At 33.8% G+C, this 20,076-nt stretch carries 12 protein-coding genes; all 12 read left to right on the top strand.

All coding sequences use genetic code 11. The annotated features are described in order from the left end of the window. Positions 1-6 precede the first annotated feature (6 nt). The 12 genes from AC6CH4_RS01930 (at position 7) to sov (ending at position 20,062) form a co-directional block, all read left to right on the top strand. The gene (locus AC6CH4_RS01930) at positions 7-1,191 is read left to right on the top strand and encodes a cytochrome c oxidase subunit II (protein WP_498099681.1); all 1,185 of its coding nucleotides are present in this window, start codon (positions 7-9) and stop codon (positions 1,189-1,191) included. A gap of 31 nt (positions 1,192-1,222) precedes the next feature. After that, positions 1,223-3,025 carry a cytochrome c oxidase subunit I gene (locus AC6CH4_RS01925; RefSeq protein WP_099710744.1) on the top strand — a complete coding sequence of 601 codons (1,803 nt, stop codon included), beginning with the start codon at positions 1,223-1,225 and terminating at the stop codon, positions 3,023-3,025. Between the two features lie 503 nt (positions 3,026-3,528). After that, positions 3,529-4,365, top strand: coding sequence for an alpha/beta fold hydrolase (locus AC6CH4_RS01920; protein ID WP_498099679.1), 837 nt, complete (start codon positions 3,529-3,531; stop codon positions 4,363-4,365). A gap of 1 nt (position 4,366) precedes the next feature. Continuing rightward, positions 4,367-4,861: an RNA polymerase sigma factor gene (locus AC6CH4_RS01915; protein WP_498099677.1), complete on the top strand. Its 495-nt coding sequence runs from the start codon at positions 4,367-4,369 to the stop codon at positions 4,859-4,861. Then, entirely contained in the window at positions 4,848-5,417 is a 570-nt protein-coding gene (locus AC6CH4_RS01910; protein ID WP_498099675.1) for a hypothetical protein, read from the top strand. Before AC6CH4_RS01915 ends, AC6CH4_RS01910 begins: the two co-directional genes overlap by 14 nt. Before the next feature lie 200 nt (positions 5,418-5,617). Continuing rightward, positions 5,618-6,640, top strand: coding sequence for a Holliday junction branch migration DNA helicase RuvB (ruvB, locus tag AC6CH4_RS01905; RefSeq protein WP_498099673.1), 1,023 nt, complete (start codon positions 5,618-5,620; stop codon positions 6,638-6,640). A 10-nt stretch (positions 6,641-6,650) separates the two neighbouring features. Next, positions 6,651-7,997: a cytochrome P450 gene (locus AC6CH4_RS01900; protein WP_498099671.1), complete on the top strand. Its 1,347-nt coding sequence runs from the start codon at positions 6,651-6,653 to the stop codon at positions 7,995-7,997. Continuing rightward, positions 7,994-8,920, top strand: a complete 927-nt coding sequence (queG, locus tag AC6CH4_RS01895; RefSeq protein WP_498099669.1) for a tRNA epoxyqueuosine(34) reductase QueG — start codon at positions 7,994-7,996, stop codon at positions 8,918-8,920. The genes AC6CH4_RS01900 and queG overlap by 4 nt, the downstream gene beginning before the upstream one ends. Positions 8,921-9,298: 378 nt before the next feature. Then, the gene (locus AC6CH4_RS01890) at positions 9,299-9,724 is read left to right on the top strand and encodes a CBS domain-containing protein (RefSeq protein WP_498099667.1); all 426 of its coding nucleotides are present in this window, start codon (positions 9,299-9,301) and stop codon (positions 9,722-9,724) included. 158 nt (positions 9,725-9,882) lie between these two features. After that, on the top strand, positions 9,883-12,174 hold the full coding sequence (locus AC6CH4_RS01885) for an NADP-dependent malic enzyme (RefSeq protein ID WP_498099665.1): 2,292 nt from the start codon (positions 9,883-9,885) through the stop codon (positions 12,172-12,174). 76 nt (positions 12,175-12,250) lie between these two features. Then, positions 12,251-12,832, top strand: coding sequence for a Holliday junction branch migration protein RuvA (ruvA, locus tag AC6CH4_RS01880; protein ID WP_026985519.1), 582 nt, complete (start codon positions 12,251-12,253; stop codon positions 12,830-12,832). Between the two features lie 24 nt (positions 12,833-12,856). After that, positions 12,857-20,062: a T9SS outer membrane translocon Sov/SprA gene (sov, locus tag AC6CH4_RS01875; protein WP_498099663.1), complete on the top strand. Its 7,206-nt coding sequence runs from the start codon at positions 12,857-12,859 to the stop codon at positions 20,060-20,062. The last annotated feature ends 14 nt before the right edge of the window (positions 20,063-20,076 follow it).

The following is a 20,076-nucleotide window of genomic DNA, read 5'->3' as shown; positions in this document are numbered from 1 at the left end:
AAACAGATGACAAGTTTGTTGGTAATTATAGTTTTAGTTTTATTAGCAGTTGCATTATGGCAATTGACCAAGATATTTGATCTTACTCAGGTAGGATCTTCTTCGGACGATTCTCAGGTTGCATCAGATAATGATAATAATATTCAGGGATATATTATGTTTGGATTTTTGGCATTCATCTATATATTTACGATTTACGGTTTACTTAAATGGGGTGGTTTAGCGCTTCATACTCCTGCTTCAGAGCATGGAGTTTTAGTAGATAGTTTAATGAATATTACTTGGGTTTTAATTTTTGTTGTTCAATTTATTACACAAGGTTTATTATACTGGTTTTCTTTTAAAAATAGAGGAAATAAAGATAAGAAAGCATTATTCTTTGCTGATAGCAATAAATTAGAAGCAATTTGGAGTATTATTCCATCTGTAGTTTTAGCTTGTTTAATTCTTTACGGATTATATGCATGGAACAATATTATGTTTGTTGATAAGGATGAAGATGTAATTGAAATCGAATTATATGCTCAACAATTTAAATGGACTGCAAGATATGCTGGACAAGATAATGTTTTGGGTAAAGCTAATGTTCGTTTAATTGAAGGTATAAATACATTAGGGGTTGATATGTCAGACCCTAATGCTCAAGATGATATTATTGTTAGTGAATTGCACATCCCTAAAGGTAAAAAAATACATTTCAAAATGCGTTCTCAGGATGTTTTACACTCAGCTTACATGCCTCACTTTAGAGCGCAAATGAACTGTGTTCCTGGAATGGTTACTGAATTTGCTTTTATTCCAACTTACACTACTTCTGAATACAGAGAATTGCCATTTATGGTTGAAAAAGTGTCAAATATCAATAAACTTAGAGCTGAAAAAAGCGCTGAGTTAGTTGCTAAAGGCGGCACAGCTTTAGATCCTTATACATTTGATTATTTATTACTATGTAATAAAATTTGTGGAGCTTCTCACTATAACATGCAAATGAAAGTAGTTGTTGATACTCCTGAAGATTATAAAAAATGGTTAAGCGAAAAAACAACTTTAGCTCAGGATATTAAAGCAGCAGCAGCTGCTGAAAAACCAGCTGAAGGAGTTGAGCCTACTACAGATAGTACTGCTAAAGATACTGTTAATGCGGTTATTGATACTGTAAAAGCGGTTGTAGCTAAAGTTGCTATGAGATAATATTTATTAAGAAAATTTAAAGTACACATATATGTCAGCAGAAGCGCACGGTCACGATCACGGACACGATCACGAGCACGAACATCATCATAAAGACACGTTCATCACTAAGTATATCTTTAGTATTGATCACAAAATGATTGCTAAGCAATACTTAATTACCGGTATTATTATGGGTATAATTGGTATTGCAATGTCTTTGCTTTTCAGAATGCAATTAGCATGGCCAGAGGAGTCTTTCAAAATATTTAATGTTTTATTAGGAGATAAATTTGCACCTGACGGTGTAATGGCAAATGATATCTACTTGGCTTTGGTTACAATTCACGGTACTATCATGGTATTCTTTGTACTGACTGCAGGTTTAAGTGGAACTTTTAGTAATTTACTTATTCCTCTTCAAATTGGAGCCCGAGATATGGCATCTGGATTTATGAATATGATTTCATACTGGTTGTTTTTCTTATCTGCTGTGATAATGTTAAGTTCATTATTTGTTGAAGCTGGACCAGCTTCTGCTGGTTGGACAATTTATCCGCCATTAAGTGCTTTACCACAAGCGATTCCAGGATCTGGAACAGGTATGACTTTATGGTTAGTTTCAATGGCTATCTTTATTGCATCTTCTTTAATGGGATCTTTAAATTACATTGTAACTGTTATCAATTTAAGAACTAAAGGAATGTCTATGACCAGACTTCCCCTTACAATCTGGACATTTTTCGTAACAGCTATTATTGGTGTTATTTCGTTCCCGGTTTTATTGTCTGCTGCATTATTATTGATTTTTGATAGAAGTTTTGGTACTTCATTCTTCTTATCTGATATTTATATTGCCGGAGAGGTTTTACATTACCAAGGTGGTTCTCCTGTATTATTTGAACACTTGTTCTGGTTCTTAGGACACCCTGAGGTTTATATTGTAATCTTACCAGCGATGGGTCTTGTTTCCGAAATTATGGCTACAAACTCTCGTAAACCAATCTTTGGATACAGAGCGATGATTATGTCAGTTCTTGCAATTGCATTCTTATCAACAATTGTTTGGGGTCACCATATGTTTATTTCTGGTATGAATCCTTTCTTAGGATCTGTATTTACTTTTACTACATTATTGATTGCAATTCCATCTGCTGTAAAAGCGTTTAACTGGATTACAACTTTATGGAAAGGTAACTTACAATTTAACCCTGCAATGTTATTCTCTATTGGAATGGTTTCTACTTTCATCACAGGAGGTTTAACCGGAATCATTTTAGGAGATAGTACTTTAGATATTAACGTTCACGATACTTACTTTGTAATTGCTCACTTTCACTTAGTAATGGGTATCTCTGCACTTTACGGAATGTTTGCTGGTATCTACCACTGGTTCCCTAAAATGTATGGAAGAATGTTGAATAAAAATTTAGGTTATATTCACTTTTGGGTAACAGCAGTTTGTGCTTACGGAGTATTCTTTCCAATGCACTTTATTGGATTAGCTGGTTTACCAAGACGTTATTATACAAATACAAACTTCCCATTATTTGATGATTTGCAAAATGTGAATGTTTTAATTACAACATTTGCTCTTGTGGGTGGTGCGTTCCAATTAGTATTCTTATACAACTTCTTTAGTAGTATTTTCTACGGTAAGAAAGCTGTTCAGAATCCATGGAAATCTACAACATTAGAGTGGACAACTCCAGTAGAGCATATTCACGGTAACTGGCCGGGCGAAATTCCTCATGTATACCGTTGGCCATATGACTACAGTAACCCAAATCATGATGTAGATTTTGTACCGCAAAATGTACCAATGAAAGAAGGTGAAGAAGTTTTACACCATTAAAAATATTTAAAAAAGACTATCAGAAATGATAGTCTTTTTTGTTTTAATAGTTCAGTGAGAAAAGATATCTCAATGTTTTAAAATCCGAATTCCAGGTATGTTCTTTACCTATTGGAATTTGGATTTTTTTGTCTAGAATTTAAATCGGAGTGAAAAATGATATTGAGGCTTCGATTTGCTTTACTCTTATCGTAAGGATTTCTCTTTTGTCGGAAAAACAAAGCTGACGAATTTACCTTTTCATAATTTACTACTAGTTATAAAGTAAGTACGTCGATTACCCTTTGTGATAAAGCAGGATAAGAGTGTAATTGGGCAGGGAAAGAAATCTGTGTAGATAAATCGGTATTTAATGGATTGGAGCTTAAAAGAAATTGAGATTTAAGCACTGTAACGTATTGTATTTTCAGGAGATTAAAAAATTTTTAAAAAAAAAGTGTTTTTATGAGGTAACAAATAGTGTAGTGCTGTATCAAAAGATAAACTTTAATCATATAAACATTATGAAAACTAAATCAATTCTAATTATCGTATTCATGCTTCTTATTTCAAAATCTGTTTTTTCTCAAACTGCATTTAAGGTAAATGTTAAAGGAAAAGGGGATCCGGTTTTATTATTCCCGGGTTTTGGTTGTCCAGGTGAAATATGGAATGAAACTGTAGCTGAACTTTCTAAAAATTATGAATGCCACATTTTTACTTTCGCAGGATTTGGCAACGTTCCGCCAATTGAAAATCCTTGGCTTTCTACAATTAAAAACGAAGTTATCTCTTATGTTAAAACGAATAAAATAAAAAATGCAACATTAATTGGTCATAGTTTAGGAGGAACGTTAAGTTTGTGGCTAGCTTCAACAGAAACGGATCTATTCAAAAAAGTAATTTTAGTTGATGCATTGCCTGCGGCCGCAGCTCTGATGATCCCAAATTACAAAGGAGATGTAATTCCTTATGATAATCCACAAAGTAAAATGATGCTGGCCATGAATCAAAATGCATTTGATGCAATGAATTCTCAGTCTATCTCTTATATGTGTTTAAACAAAGAAAAGCAAAAGACAATTAGTGAATGGATGAAAATTGCTGATAGAAAGACCTATGTTTATGGTTATATTGATATGCTAAATTTAGATTTGCGTAAAGAAATTGCCAAAATTAAAATTCCGGTCGTAATTTTAGCAGCAACAAATCCGGATCTTAATACCGTGCAAAAAACATATAAAACTCAATATGAAAATCTGTCGTCTGCTAAAATTTATTATGCGGCAAACTCGGCTCATTTTGTAATGTACGATCAGCCGGATTGGTTCATGGAAAAAGTAAAATCAGAAATGCAATAAAGTGATCAAAAAAGAACAATTTAATAATATATACGACAAACATTACACCAAGATGTTTCGTTTATGCAAAGGTTACTTTTGTGGAGATATAGCATTAGCTTCTGATGCGACTCAGGAAATTTTTATTAAAGTATGGGAGAATTTAGATACATTCCGAAACGAATCGAGTATTAGTACATGGATTTATAGAATAGCGGTAAACACTTGTCTTCTTTATTTGCGAAAATCATCTTCCAAAAAAGAAATTAGAACGGATATTCTGCCTCAGGTTATTTCAGAAACTTATTCGGCAGAAAAAGAAGAACAGCTTCAGCAGATGTACCAATGCATACAAAAACTTGAAGAAACAAACAAGATGATCATTCTGATGACTTTAGATGGCATCGAATATCCCGAAATAGCTGAAGTAATCGGGTTAACCGAAGAAACACTTCGTGTCAGAATCCATCGAATTAAAAAAAGTTTAACTCAATGCGTACAAAATGAAAACATTTGAAGAATTACAAAATATCTGGGATCAGCAAACAGAATCCAATACAAAACCAGCTGCCATAGATATTATTAAAAAAGCAGAGGCGTATACCAGAAAAATTAAGCGCAACCATTTTTGGACCGGGATAATTTTAGGCCTGACTTCAATAATATTAATCTCTTATTATATCTGGGTAGGAGCTTATAGACAAACACTGTTTAGTGTGGGTTTAAGTATTATGATTGCAATGCTGCTATTCCGTGTGGTCTTGGAATGGCTTAGTATGAAAAGATTTAAGGAGTTAAGAACAGATATCTCATTAATGGAATACAGTAAATTAACACATCAATTTTACCAATGGAGAAAAAAAATCCACTATAGCATTACACCTGTGGTTTACCTGACCTATATTGTCGGTTTTGTGATTCTTTTACCCGTTTTTAAGGAAAGCTTCTCGAAAGGTTTTTTCCTTTACATAGTATCGAGTGGATTTGGCTTTTTACTGTTTTTTGGATTATTGATGATCAGAATAATTAAAAGAGAAATCCAACTTTTAGATTTCTTAAAAAACATTTCTTAGGGAAATTATCCCTCGCTTTTACTTTTTGTTTTGCAAATATATTTTTCTAAACAAACTTAAAAACTCGAAGACGAACCTTTAAGGATTGATGAAGTAAGAGGATCCAAATTCCAATAAGATGATGATTATTGTTGGGGTTTGGATTTTTTATTTGAAATTTTACTGTTTTACAAACTGATTTCTTTGTCTATCTTTGTAAAATGAATGAAAACTTAGATCCCACCACAAAAGGATACAATCCGGAAGAACTTGATCTTGAAAAAAAATTACGTCCGCTGTCATTTGATGATTTTGCCGGACAGGATCAGGTTTTAGAAAACTTAAAGGTTTTTGTTGCCGCTGCTAATCAACGTGGTGAAGCACTGGATCATACTCTTTTTCATGGACCTCCAGGACTAGGAAAAACTACTTTGGCAAATATTCTGGCAAATGAGCTGGAAGTGGGGATTAAAATCACATCGGGACCAGTATTGGATAAGCCAGGTGACTTGGCTGGATTGCTTACTAATCTAGACGAAAGAGATGTTTTGTTTATAGATGAGATTCATCGTTTAAGTCCAATCGTTGAAGAGTATTTATATTCCGCTATGGAAGATTTTAAAATAGATATTATGATTGAATCGGGGCCAAATGCCAGAACGGTGCAAATCAATCTGAATCCTTTTACTCTTATAGGTGCTACAACTCGTTCGGGATTGTTAACCGCTCCAATGCGGGCCCGTTTCGGAATTTCATCACGTTTACAATATTATACGACTGAACTTTTGACCACTATTGTCGAAAGAAGTTCTTCAATTTTGAAAATGCCAATTTCATTAGATGCTGCTATAGAAATAGCCGGTAGAAGCCGTGGTACACCTCGTATTGCGAATGCATTACTGCGCAGAGTGCGCGATTTTGCACAAATAAAAGGAAATGGAACTATCGATCTTGAAATAGCTCGTTATGCTCTTAAAGCTTTGCATGTTGATGCGCATGGGCTTGACGAAATGGATAATAAGATTTTGTTGACTATTATAAATAAATTTAAAGGAGGACCGGTAGGACTTTCAACTTTGGCAACCGCTGTCTCTGAGAGCAGTGAGACGATTGAGGAAGTTTACGAGCCCTTTTTAATTCAGGAAGGATTTATTATGCGAACTCCGCGTGGACGAGAAGTTACGGACAAAGCTTATAAACATTTAGGAAAAATAAACACCAATATTCAGGGCGGCTTATTTTAATATTTTTTCAATGTCTGAAAATAAAAAATATAGTTACCCAAACAAGCTTCCAATTTTTAGATTTTTTTTGGATGCTGAAGGAGTGCGTAAAAATCCGATTCCGTTTCATAAAAAGTACTTTGATAAATTTGGAGATTCTTTTTCACTTAAAATTGGATTATCAAAGCATTTAATTTTGTCAAGAGATAATGAAATTGCACAATATATTTTACAAAAAAACCAGAAAAATTATTATAAATCAAAGTTTCAGTCCGTTTATCTTTCTAAATATTTAGGAAAAGGACTTTTGACTCTTGACGGCGATTTATGGCTGAAGCAAAGAAGACTTATTCAACCTGCTTTTCATAAGCAAAAGATGAATCAGCTGGTTGAAAACATGAATAAAACTATTATTTCAGAATTAGATGTTTTAGTCGAAGACAAATCAATTGATCTTTTTCCTGTAATGAGCCAATTGGCATTTAATGTTGTGGCTAAATCTTTATTTGAGCTTTCAATTTCGGAAGAAAAATTAAATCGTATAAAAGTTATTATAGAAGAAGTTCAGAATTTCTTAATCAAAGAAATAAGACTTCCTCATAAAGCATGGTGGTTTTTTGCAACTGGCCAGGTTCAAAAACATCTTAAACTGGCAGAAGAAAATAATGGCATTATTAGAGAAATTATTGAAGAGAGAATTTCTTCAAACAAAGAAACTAATGATTTACTCAATATGCTTTTAGAAACCCGTTATGAAGATACAGGTGAAGGAATGTCTGTAAAGCAATTAATAGATGAAATTAAAGTACTTTTTATTGCCGGACATGAGACAACTGCAAATGCATTAACTTTCACGCTTCATCTCCTGGGAAGAAATCCTGAAATCCAAGAGAATGTTTTTAATGAAATTAATGAAATTGAATCAATAACTGAAAATGTAGTTGAACAACTTCAAAAAATGACTTATACAAACGCGGTTTTAAATGAAGTTATGCGTTTGTATCCTCCAGCATGGATTACAGACAGACAAAATGTTGAAGATGATTTCATAGGATCATATTATTTGAAAAAAGGCACTTTAATTGGAGTTTCTTTTTATGAATTGCATAGAAATCCTCAATATTGGGAAAATCCAAATGAATTTATACCTGAAAGATTTTTGGGAGAACAAAAGAAACGTTCAATGCAGTATTTTTACCCTTTTGGTGCCGGACCAAGAATGTGTATTGGTGCTGGATTTGCTATTTATGAGATGTGTCTGACCATTTCTTATATTGTAAAAAAATATACAATTAAATCTGTTAATTTAGATATTAAACTCAATCCATTAATTACATTGAAACCTGTTGGAGTGGAAGTTATATTCTCTAAAAGATGACAATCAATTCTAAAGAAACATATTCGAAATTTATAAAATCTGAAGCAAAACGACTTGGGTTTCTTTCATGTGGGATATCTAAAGCTGGATTTCTTGAGCAAGAAGCGCCCCGACTTGAAAAATGGTTAAAAAATAATCAAAATGGACAAATGGCTTATATGGAAAACCATTTTGATAAGCGATTAGATCCGACCATATTAGTTGATGATGCTAAAAGTGTAGTTTCACTTTTACTAAATTACTATCCTACCGAAATACAAAATAAGGAAAGTTTCAAGATTTCTAAATATGCTTATGGTCAGGATTATCATTTTGTAATCAAAGAAAAATTAAAGGAATTTCTTCATTCTATTCAAGAGAACATTGGGGAAGTTTCAGGCCGGGCTTTTGTTGACTCTGCACCTGTGTTAGATAAAGCGTGGGCTGCTAAAAGCGGATTAGGCTGGATTGGTAAAAACAGTAACCTGCTAACTCAAAAAGTAGGTTCTTTTTATTTTATCGCAGAGCTTATTCTTGATTTAGATTTAGAATATGACCACGCTACCACAGATCATTGTGGTTCCTGTACTGCTTGTATTGATGCTTGTCCTACACAGGCAATTGTTGCTCCATATGTTGTTGATGGAAGTAAATGTATTTCCTATTATACCATTGAGTTAAAGGAGAATATTCCATATGAAATGAAAGGGAAGTTCGATGAATGGATGTTTGGTTGTGATACTTGTCAGGATGTTTGTCCCTGGAATCGTTTCTCAAAACCACATTCAGAACCTTTATTTAATCCGAATCCTGAATTGCTCGCTTTTTCAAAAAAAGATTGGATTGAAATAACGGAAGAAACTTTTAAAACAGTCTTTAAAAATTCTCCAATTAAACGAACCAAGTTCGATGGCTTAAAGCGCAATGTTAGCTTTTTAGAATAAATAATTAAGGTTATCAGTTAAAATTGGACTGTTTACATCTTTTCACGATTTTCAGCAAAATTACTTCACATTCAGATGAGTTTTTTTAATTTGGGAAAAGCTACAATTAAAAAGACATCTGAACCTCAATTTCAAAACGTCGTAGATTACAGGAACCTTCTTTACGATTTAGAGAAGGTTTTTTAATTTTGTAAAGTGTTGAAAATCAATTATCATGTGTTTTTCACAAAAAAACGTCCAAAATCATTCTTTTATTTATGATAAAAATTTGAAAACATATGATTTCGTGTATTTTGTTTAAAATGAATGTGTTAGCTTTTAAAAATTGTTTTTTATCTGCATTTTTTTTTAACTTTATAGTCCTAAAATTTTTCAGATATGACTGTAAATCAAATACTAAACGCAAAAGGGAAAAATGTTTATTCCGTACGTTCAACAACAACCGTGTATGAAGCACTGAAAGTAATGGGAGAAAAAAACATAGGAGCCATTCTTGTAATTGATGGAACCGACTTAAAAGGAATATTGTCTGAGAGAGATTATGCCCGAAAAATCGTTTTAAAAGACAAATCTTCAAAAGAGACTTATGTTCATGAAATCATGGAAAGCAACGTTTTTTCGGTAGACCTTTCAAATAATATCGAAGATTGTATGGAACTGATGAGTACAAAAAGAATCAGGCATTTACCAGTTCTGGAAGATGGAATTGTTGTTGGGATCATCTCAATTAGCGATGTTGTAAAAGCAATTATAGAAATTCAAAAAGACACAATTAATCATTTAAACTCTTATATTTCACAGTAATTAAAGTTCAAAAATAAAATTTATTAAATAGTCCAAATTGTATTGGACTATTTTTTTTGACCTTTGAAAAATGTTATTTTAAGAAAAGAAAGCTATAAAAAGACGCCATTTTAAAACAAGACTTATATCTTTGTAAGCTAGAATAAAAGCTAAAAATAATGAACAAAGAGAGTAAAAGAAGAGAAGCGTTACTGTACCATTCAGAGCCAACTCCAGGAAAAATTCAGGTAGTTCCAACAAAAAAATATGCAACCCAAAGAGATCTTTCTTTGGCTTATTCGCCAGGTGTTGCAGAGCCATGTTTAGAAATTGCAGCAAACGTTGAAGACGTTTATAAATATACAGCAAAAGGAAATTTAGTTGCCGTTATCTCTAACGGTACAGCTGTTTTAGGACTTGGGGATATTGGTCCTGAGGCTTCTAAGCCAGTAATGGAAGGAAAAGGTTTATTGTTCAAAATATTCTCTGATATTGATGTTTTTGATATTGAAATAGGGACAAAAGACATAGAAGAATTTATCCAGACCGTAAAAAATATTGCACCAACTTTTGGAGGTATAAATCTGGAAGATATTAAAGCACCGGAATCTTTTGAAATCGAAAGAAGATTGGTTGAAGAATTGGATATTCCGGTAATGCATGATGATCAGCACGGAACAGCAATTATCTCTTCGGCAGCATTAATCAATGCACTTGAGTTGGCGGGAAAAAAAGCAGAAGATGTTAAAATGGTAGTTTCCGGAGCAGGTTCGGCTGCGATCGCTTGTACTGATTTATATGTTTTGTTAGGCGTAAAAGTCGAAAATATACAAATGTTTAATAGTAAAGGACTTTTAACAAAAGATAATCCTGCACTATCAGAACTGCAATTAAAATATGCTGTTGATGGTGCTAAAATTGAGCTGGCAGAAGCTGTAAAAGGTGCGGATGTTTTCATAGGATTATCTTCAGGAGGTATACTATCGCCTGAAATGTTATTGACAATGAAAGATAATCCGATTGTTTTTGCAATGGCAAATCCAAATCCGGAGATCGACTATAATTTAGCTGTAGAAACACGAAAAGACGTTATTATGGCTACAGGCCGTTCAGATTTTCCTAATCAGGTAAATAACGTTTTAGGTTTTCCGTATATTTTTAGAGGAGCACTAGATGTCAGAGCTACAAAAATTAACGAAGCGATGAAAATGGCTGCCGTAAAAGCATTGGCAATTTTGGCCAAAGAACCAGTTCCGGAACAGGTTAATGTGGCGTATGGTGCGACAAAATTGGGTTTTGGTCAGGATTATATTATTCCTAAACCATTTGATCCAAGATTAATTACAATTGTAGCTCCAGCTGTCGCAAAAGCAGCAATGGAATCCGGAGTTGCAAAAAATCCTATTACGGATTGGGCAGCATATGAAGATGTGCTTCGCGAACGTATGGGGAATGATAATAAGATGGTTCGTTTAATGACAAACCGTGCTAAAATGGATCCAAAACGAATTGTTTTTGCAGAAGCAGATCAATTAAATGTTTTAAAAGCGGCACAAATCGTTCACGAAGACGGAATTGGTTTCCCTATTTTATTAGGAAATAAAGAAGTCATCTTAGAACTTAAGGCAGAATTAGGTTTTGATGCTGAACTTGAAATTATAGATCCTAAAACTAACGACGAAGAAGCAAGAAGAAATAGGTTTGCAAAATCATATTGGGAGACAAGAGAACGAAGAGGTGTTTCTTTACTGGATTCCCAAAAATTCATGCGCGAAAGAAATTATTTCGCTGCCATGATGGTTAATGAAGGGGAAGCAGATGCATTGGTAACAGGGCATACAAGAAGTTATCCAAGTGTTGTAAAACCAATGCTACAGTTAATTGAAAAAGCACATGGGGCTTCATTAGTTGCAACCGCAAATATGATGTTGACTTCTCGTGGACCAATGTTCCTGTCAGATACCGCAATTAATATAAATCCATCTTCTGAAGATTTAGTTAATATTGCAATTATGACTGCAAAAACTGCAAAAATGTTTGGAGTTGAACCAGTTATTGCAATGGTTTCTTATTCTAATTTTGGATCTTCAACAAGTCAAAGTGCTTCAAAAGTTAGAGAGGCGGTGGCTTATCTGCATAAAAATCATCCGGACTTAATTGTTGATGGAGAAATTCAGGCAGATTTTGCTTTGAATCAGGAAATGCTTGCAGAAAAATTTCCGTTTTCTAAATTAGCAGGTAAAAAAGTAAATACATTGATTTTTCCTAACTTAGAATCAGCTAATATTACTTATAAACTATTGAAAGAATTATATAAAGTAAATTCAATTGGTCCAATTATGATGGGAATGGGTAAACCGGTTCATATTTTTCAATTAGGAGCAAGTGTTGAAGAAATGGTTAATATGGCTGCAATTGCAGTTATTGACGCTCAGGAAAAAGAGAATAAAAAAAATAAATTAGCTAAATAGTCGATATAATAAGGATCAAATAATATTGTCTTATTTTTATTGCATTTTTATTATATTTGGTACTATAAATTATATTATGATAGCACATTTGCAGGGGAAGCTAGTTGAAAAAAATCCCACAGAAGTTGTAATTGATTGTGGTGGAGTGGGATACCATGTAAATATTTCTTTACACACCTTCTCATTAATTCCAAATGCAGATTTTATAAAATTGTATACGCATCTTCAAATCAAAGAAGATGCGCATACATTATTTGGTTTTGTGGAAAAATCAGAACGTGAAATATTTAGAATGCTATTATCTGTTTCAGGTATAGGTGCTAATATTGCGAGAACAATGTTGTCTTCGATTGAGCCCAGACAGATAATAAATGCAATTGCTTCCGGAGATGTTGGTCTTATTCAGTCAATTAAAGGGATTGGAAATAAAACTGCTCAGCGGGTTATACTTGATTTAAAAGAAAAAGTGTTAAAGTTGTACGATTTAGATGAAGTTTCAGTAGTTCAAAACAATACAAATCGAGATGAAGCGTTATCTGCTTTGGAAGTTTTAGGGTTTATTCGAAAAACTTCAGAAAAAGTTGTCGAAAAGATCGTAAAAGAAGATCCTGAAGCAACCGTTGAAACCATCATCAAAAAAGCCTTGAAAAGTCTATAAATCCAATTAAGACCAACTAATTATATGCGTAAAATTTGTATTTTAGTACTGTTTTTATTTTGCGGTAACTTTTTGCGTGCGCAGGTAAATCAGTCAGTTCAGGATACAACTAAAACGCAGTTTTCTGTAGGTAAAGTAGAGCTTAAAAATCCACCAAGTATTTCATCCGCTTATAAATACGATCCGGTTACCGATCGATATATTTATACCAATTCTGTCGATGGTTTTTCGATTGATTATCCCATTATTTTAACACCTAAAGAATACGAAGATTTAGTTTTGAAAGAATCCAGAAGAGATTATTTCAGAAAAAAAATGGACGCTATCGATGGTAAAAAAACAGGAAGTGAAGCGGCTAAAAAAGACCTGTTGCCTCGCTATTATATTAATTCAAGTCTTTTCGAAAGCATTTTTGGTAGTAACACCATTGATGTAAAACCTACGGGTTCTGTCGAAATGGACTTAGGACTTCGTTATACCAAACAAGACAATCCTTCATTTTCACCAAGAAACAGATCAAGTCTTACATTCGACTTTGATCAGCGAATCAGTATGAGTTTGATGGGTAAGGTTGGAACGCGTCTTGAAGTAAATGCGAATTATGATACCCAATCTACATTTGCATTTCAAAACCTATTTAAACTAGCCTACACTCCATCAGAAGATGATATTATTCAAAAAGTAGAAGTCGGGAATGTTAGTATGCCGCTGAACAGTACTTTAATTCGTGGTGCACAAAGTTTGTTTGGGGTTAAGACACAATTGCAATTTGGAAAAACTACTGTTACCGGTGTTTTCTCAGAACAAAAATCGCAAACAAAGAGTATTGTAGCCGAAGGAGGTGGTACCGTTCAAAACTTTGATTTGTATGCTTTGGATTACGATAATGACAGACACTTTTTCTTATCTCAATATTTTAGAAACAAATATGATGCTTCCTTAAAAGGATATCCGTTTATTGATAGTCGTGTGCAGATCACCAGAATAGAAGTTTGGGTTACCAATAAACAAAATCGTGTCAGTACAACCAGTAATAATTTAAGAAACATTATTGCACTTCAGGATTTAGGTGAAGGGCAAATTACAGGAATTCCTGATAATGAAGTTGTAGTTATTAGTTCGTCAGCAGGATTTTTTAATAATCAAATTGATTCACCAACAGATAATAACAATAATAAATACGATCCTGAGACTATTGGTCAGGCTGGATCTTATTTGAACTCCAATATTAGGGAAATTGTAACAGCAAAATCGGGATTTAATAACACCAACGTTAGCGAGGGAACTGATTATTCTATATTAGAGAATGCCAGGAAATTAACGGCAAATGAATTTACTTTTAATCCACAATTAGGATATATTTCCTTGCAACAACGTTTGGCAAATGATGAGATTTTAGCAGTTGCTTTTGAATATACTGTTGGTGGTAAAATTTATCAGGTAGGAGAATTTGGTAGTGATGGTGTTGATGCAACTGTTGTTACAGGAAATAATAATTCGAATCAGGCTATTATTTCCCAAAGTTTGGTTTTAAAAATGCTGAAAAGTAATTTGACCAACGTTCAAAATCCGGTTTGGAATTTGATGATGAAAAACGTCTATCAAATTCCACAAGCATATCAAATAAAACAAGATGATTTCAGATTAAATATTCTTTATACAGATCCTTCCCCAATAAATTATATTACTCCTGTTCCGGGATCAAGTTTTCCGGCAAATCCAACACCGGATAATAAGGTAGATCAAACGCCATTGTTAAATGTGTTTAATCTGGATCGATTAAATTACAACAATGATCCGCAAACAGGTGGAGACGGTTTCTTTGATTATCTTCCGGGGATAACGGTTGATGTTCAAAATGGCCGAATTATCTTTACTACAAAAGAGCCTTTTGGGGAATTGTTATTCCAAAAATTACAAAATTCAGGCTCTGGTGAAAACTACAATGATCCAAATACATACAATGCGAATCAGCAGAAATATGTATTTAGAAATATGTATCGCAACACGCAGTCAGGAGCTTTACAGGATAGTGATAAAAATAAATTCTTATTAAGAGGAAAATATAAATCATCCGGAAGTAATGGTATTCCGATTGGGGCATTTAATGTGCCGCAAGGTTCTGTTGTGGTTATGGCGGCAGGAAGAAGACTTGTAGAAGGAATCGATTATAGTGTCGATTATCAGTTAGGCAGAGTTCAGATTCTTGATCCTTCTCTTCAGGCATCAAATACACCAATAGAGGTTTCATTAGAAAATAATTCCATTTTCGGACAACAGACCCGACGATTTATGGGGTTCAATGTTGAGCATAAGATTTCAGATAACTTTGTTGTTGGAGGAACTTATCTTAAAATGACGGAACGACCTTTTACACAAAAATCAAGTTATGGTCAGGAATCTGTGAACAATACAATTTTTGGTTTTAACGGAAATTATGCAACGGAAGTTCCCTTCTTTACCAGATTAGTTAATAAACTACCCAATATAGACACAGATGTTCCTTCGAATCTTTCCATTAGAGGTGAAGTCGCATTCTTAAAACCTGATGCGCCAAAAGCAAGCGATTTTGAAGGAGAAGCGACTATTTATGTGGATGATTTTGAAGGTTCGCAATCGACAATTGATATGCGATCAGCTTACGCATGGAGTCTGGCATCAACACCTTATTTGAATTCTATAAACGATAATACTTTTAATGCCAATTCGAATACACTTGAATATGGATACAAACGTTCAAAATTAGCATGGTATACTATTGATCCTATTTTTTATTCGTCAAAACCATCCGGAATTTCAAATGACGATTTGTCTTTAAATACCACAAGAAGAATTTACAGTAGAGAGTTATATCCAAATACAGATATTGCTCAGGGACAGATACAGGTTATTAATACATTAGATCTAACTTATTTTCCTTCTGAGCGTGGACCGTATAATAATAATCCAGGATTTAGTGCTGCGCCGGCAACATCTAATTTCGGAGGAATTATGCGTTCACTGAATTCTACCAATTTTGAGCAGGGAAATGTAGAGTACATCCAGTTTTGGGTACTTGATCCTTATGTTGGAAATGGAGAAGCGCAACCCAATAACACAGGGAAAATTTATTTCAATTTAGGTGAAATCTCTGAAGATGTTTTAAAAGACGGAAGAAAACAATATGAAAACGGATTGGGACCAGATCAGGTAGTGGTAAACCCGCAGCCAATTTGGGGAGATGTTCCTGCATCTCAATCGTTAATTTATGCATTTGATACCAATGCAAATAATCGTCAAAATCAAGATGTTGGTTTAGATGGTCTTCCAAATTCAAAAGAAGCAAGTGTTTACACTAATTATGCAGGAGAAGAAGATCCTGCAGCAGATAACTACACTTATTATCTAAATACAGATGGAGGAGTTTTAGATCGCTATAAAAAATATAATGGCGTTGAAGGAAATTCAGCTGTAAGTATTGATGACCCTAATCGTGGAGCAACAACATTACCGGATGTTGAGGATATCAATCGCGACAATACAATGAGTACGATTAATGCTTATTATGAATATAGCATTGATGTAAGACCAGGAATGCAGGTGGGACAAAATTACATTACAGATATTCGTGAGGTTACAAATGTTGAATTGCCAAATGGCGGAACAACGAATGCACGATGGATTCAGTTTAAAATTCCGGTTTCTCAGCCTCAAAATACAATTGGAAACATAACAGATTTTAGATCTATTCGTTTCATGCGCATGTTTATGACTGGTTTTAATAACCAGATGACTGTGCGTTTTGGAGCATTAGATTTAGTAAGAGGTGAGTGGAGAAGATATACAGGAACACTTGATGCTAATGATACAAATCCTGATGATGATGGTACTGAATTTGATGTGGCGGCTGTTAATATTCAGGAAAACAGTACCAAATGTCCTGTAAATTATGTTATTCCTCCAGGAGTTCAGAGAGAACAATTATATAATAACAATACGATTATCAATCAAAATGAGCAATCATTGGCATTGAGAATTGGAGGGACAGGTTTGCAATATCAGGATTCAAGAGCAGTATTTAAGAATGTTAGTGTTGATATGCGTCAATACAAAAAACTTAAAATGTTCCTGCATGCTGAACAATTACCTAGTGGAAACACGTTGCTAGATGATGAAATGGTTGGATTCATTCGTTTTGGAAATGATTTTACGCAGAACTATTATCAGGTCGAAATTCCTTTAAAAGTTACCAGGGCAGGAGGCTCGTGTTCGATAAGTCCTGATCAGGTGTGGCTGGAAGATAATGATATTGATTTGGCAATGGATCTATTGACTAAAATGAAAATTCAGGCCATGAGTATCGATATTAATTCTACAAAAAGAGATATAAATGGGGTTTATTACCCGGATGATGATTTGAGTTTAAACGGTGGTGACGGTGATGGCAGATTAAAATTAGGAATCAAGGGAAATCCTAATTTTGGTTTGGTAAGGAATTTAATGGTTGGTGTAAAAAGTAGGGCAGATCATAAGGATATTACAGGAGAAGTTTGGTTTAATGAACTTCGTATGTCAGATTTGGATAACAAGGGAGGTATGGCTGCAATATTAAATGTTGATACCAATATGGCTGACTTTGCAACAGTTTCTGCTGTTGGAAGAAAAAGCACAATTGGTTTTGGATCTTTGGAACAAGGCGCCAATGAAAGAGATCGTGAAGATATTCAGCAGTATAATATTGTAACAAATCTTAATTTAGGTAAATTATTGCCTCAACGATGGGGAATAAATTTGCCTTTTAATTATGCGATTGGAGAAGAAGTAATTACACCGGAGTACGATCCTTTTAATCAGGATATAAAACTAGACCAGTTACTAAAAGAAACAACTGATCCGGATGAAAAAGACAATATCAGAACTCGTGCAGTAGATTATACAAAGAGAAAAAGTATCAACTTTATTGGAGTAAGAAAAGATCGTGCACCAGAACAGAAGCCACATGTTTACGATGTAGAAAATTTGACATTCTCCCAATCCTATAATCAGGTAGAACGTCATGATTACGAGGTCGAAGATTATGAAGATGAACAGTCAAATACGGCGGTGAATTATGCTTATACTTTTCAGCCAAAAGAAGTAGTTCCTTTCAAGAATACGAAGTTCATGAAGAAAAGTGATTACTGGAAGATGTTGAGTGACTTCAATTTTAATTATTTACCATCAAATATTACTTTTAATACTAATGTTTTAAGACAAAGTAATCGCCAGCAATATAGAGATGTTGAGACGCAGGGAATTGGTCTTGATCCACTTTACAGACGAAATTTCGCCTTTAATTATCAATATGGTTTTGGTTATAATTTGACAAAATCATTAAAAATTAATTATAACGCGGCTTCAAATAATATTGTAAAAAATTATTTGAATGAAGATAATTCTCCAAAAGAAGATTTTAATATCTGGGATAGCTATTGGGATGTAGGTACGCCAAATCAACACTTACAGCAATTAGTGTTGAACTACGATATTCCGATTAATAAAATTCCTCTATTAAGTTTTGTAAAAGCAAGTTATTCATACACGGCTGATTATAGCTGGCAACGATCTTCGACTGCATTGTCAGAATATGTTGATCCGGTTAGTGGTGTTGAATATGATTTAGGGAATACGATTCAAAATGCGAATTCAAATACATTGACAACTACCCTTAATATGAATCTGTTGTACAAGTATTTAGGTTTAACACCAGGTGCGAAATCTGCTGCAAAACCTAAACCAGCAGCACCGCCAAAACCGGGAGAGAAAATTGTTAATACGGCTAAACCAGTAGCTAAGAGTAGTCCATTTTATGACGGTATGATTGGAGTTTTAACGAGTGTAAAAAATATCCAGGTTAACTATACTAAGAATAGTGGAACTGTGTTGCCGGGTTATACGCCTGGTGTTGGTTTCTTCGGAACAGCAAAACCATCACTTGGATTCGTTTTTGGAAGTCAGGATGACGTGCGTTATGAAGCAGCGAAAAATGGCTGGTTGACCAATTATGATAATTTCAACCAGAACTTTACACAAGTAACTAATAAGCTTTTAAAAATAACCGCCAATATTGATTTGTTCCCTGATTTAAAGATTGATTTAGCGATGGATCGTGCTTATTCTGAAAATTCATCAGAGCAATATAGTGTTGTAAACGGAGAATATGCACCTTTATCGCCTTATACTTATGGAATGTTCTCTATTTCGACTGTATTGATAAAAACATCTTTTTCGACTAGTAATGAAATTGAATCTGCTGCATTTGATGAATTTAGAAGTAACCGTTTGATTATTGCAAATCGTCTTGCCGAAGAACATTATGGCGCAGGAACTGCAATCCCGAGATATGGAGATTCAAATAATCCAATTCCGGCAGAAACAGATCCGAAATATGCAATTTATGTGGCTAACCAAGGGTATCCAATAGGTTTTACAAAAAGTAACCAGGCTGTTTTATTGCCTTCATTTTTAGCTGCCTATTCTGGAGGTAATGCTTCGAGTACTTCAACTGATATCTTTAGAAGTTTTCCAATTCCAAACTGGAGTGTAAAATACAACGGCTTAATGCGATATAAATTTTTTAAAGATAAATTTAGACGTTTTTCATTACAGCATAATTACAGAGCATCATATACCATAAATCAGTTTAGATCTAATTTTGATTATAATGAAAAACCAGGGGGACAGGATGTAAATACCAATTTCTATAACCAAACCATTATGTCTAATGTCAATTTGGTAGAGCAGTTTAGTCCGCTTATCCGTATGGATTTTGAATTGAAAAGCTCTTTAAGAGTATTGACTGAAATTAAAAAGGACAGAGCATTGTCAATGAGTTTTGATAATAATTTATTAACTGAAGTTAAAGGATTGGAATATGTTGTAGGGTTAGGATATCGTTTTAAAGATGTTATTTTCTCTTCAAGACTGGCAGACAACCCAACCGGAATTATAAAAAGTGATATCAATATAAAAGCTGATTTCTCTTATAGAAACAATGAAACTCTGGTTCGTTATTTAGATTATGATAACAACCAATTGGCAGCCGGGCAAAATATCTGGTCACTAAAACTTACAGCTGATTACGCATTTAGTAAAAACCTGACTGCAATATTTTATTACGATCACTCGTTCTCAAAAGCTGTAATATCAACATCATTTCCGTTAACTAACATTCGATCAGGTTTTACACTTCGATATAATTTTGGAAATTAATTTTTTCGTTTTCT

Source organism: Flavobacterium sp. GQ95 (assembly GCF_059758655.1).
The sequence above is the reverse complement of the archived record's forward strand: the minus strand, read 5'-3'. Positions and strand labels throughout refer to the sequence as shown.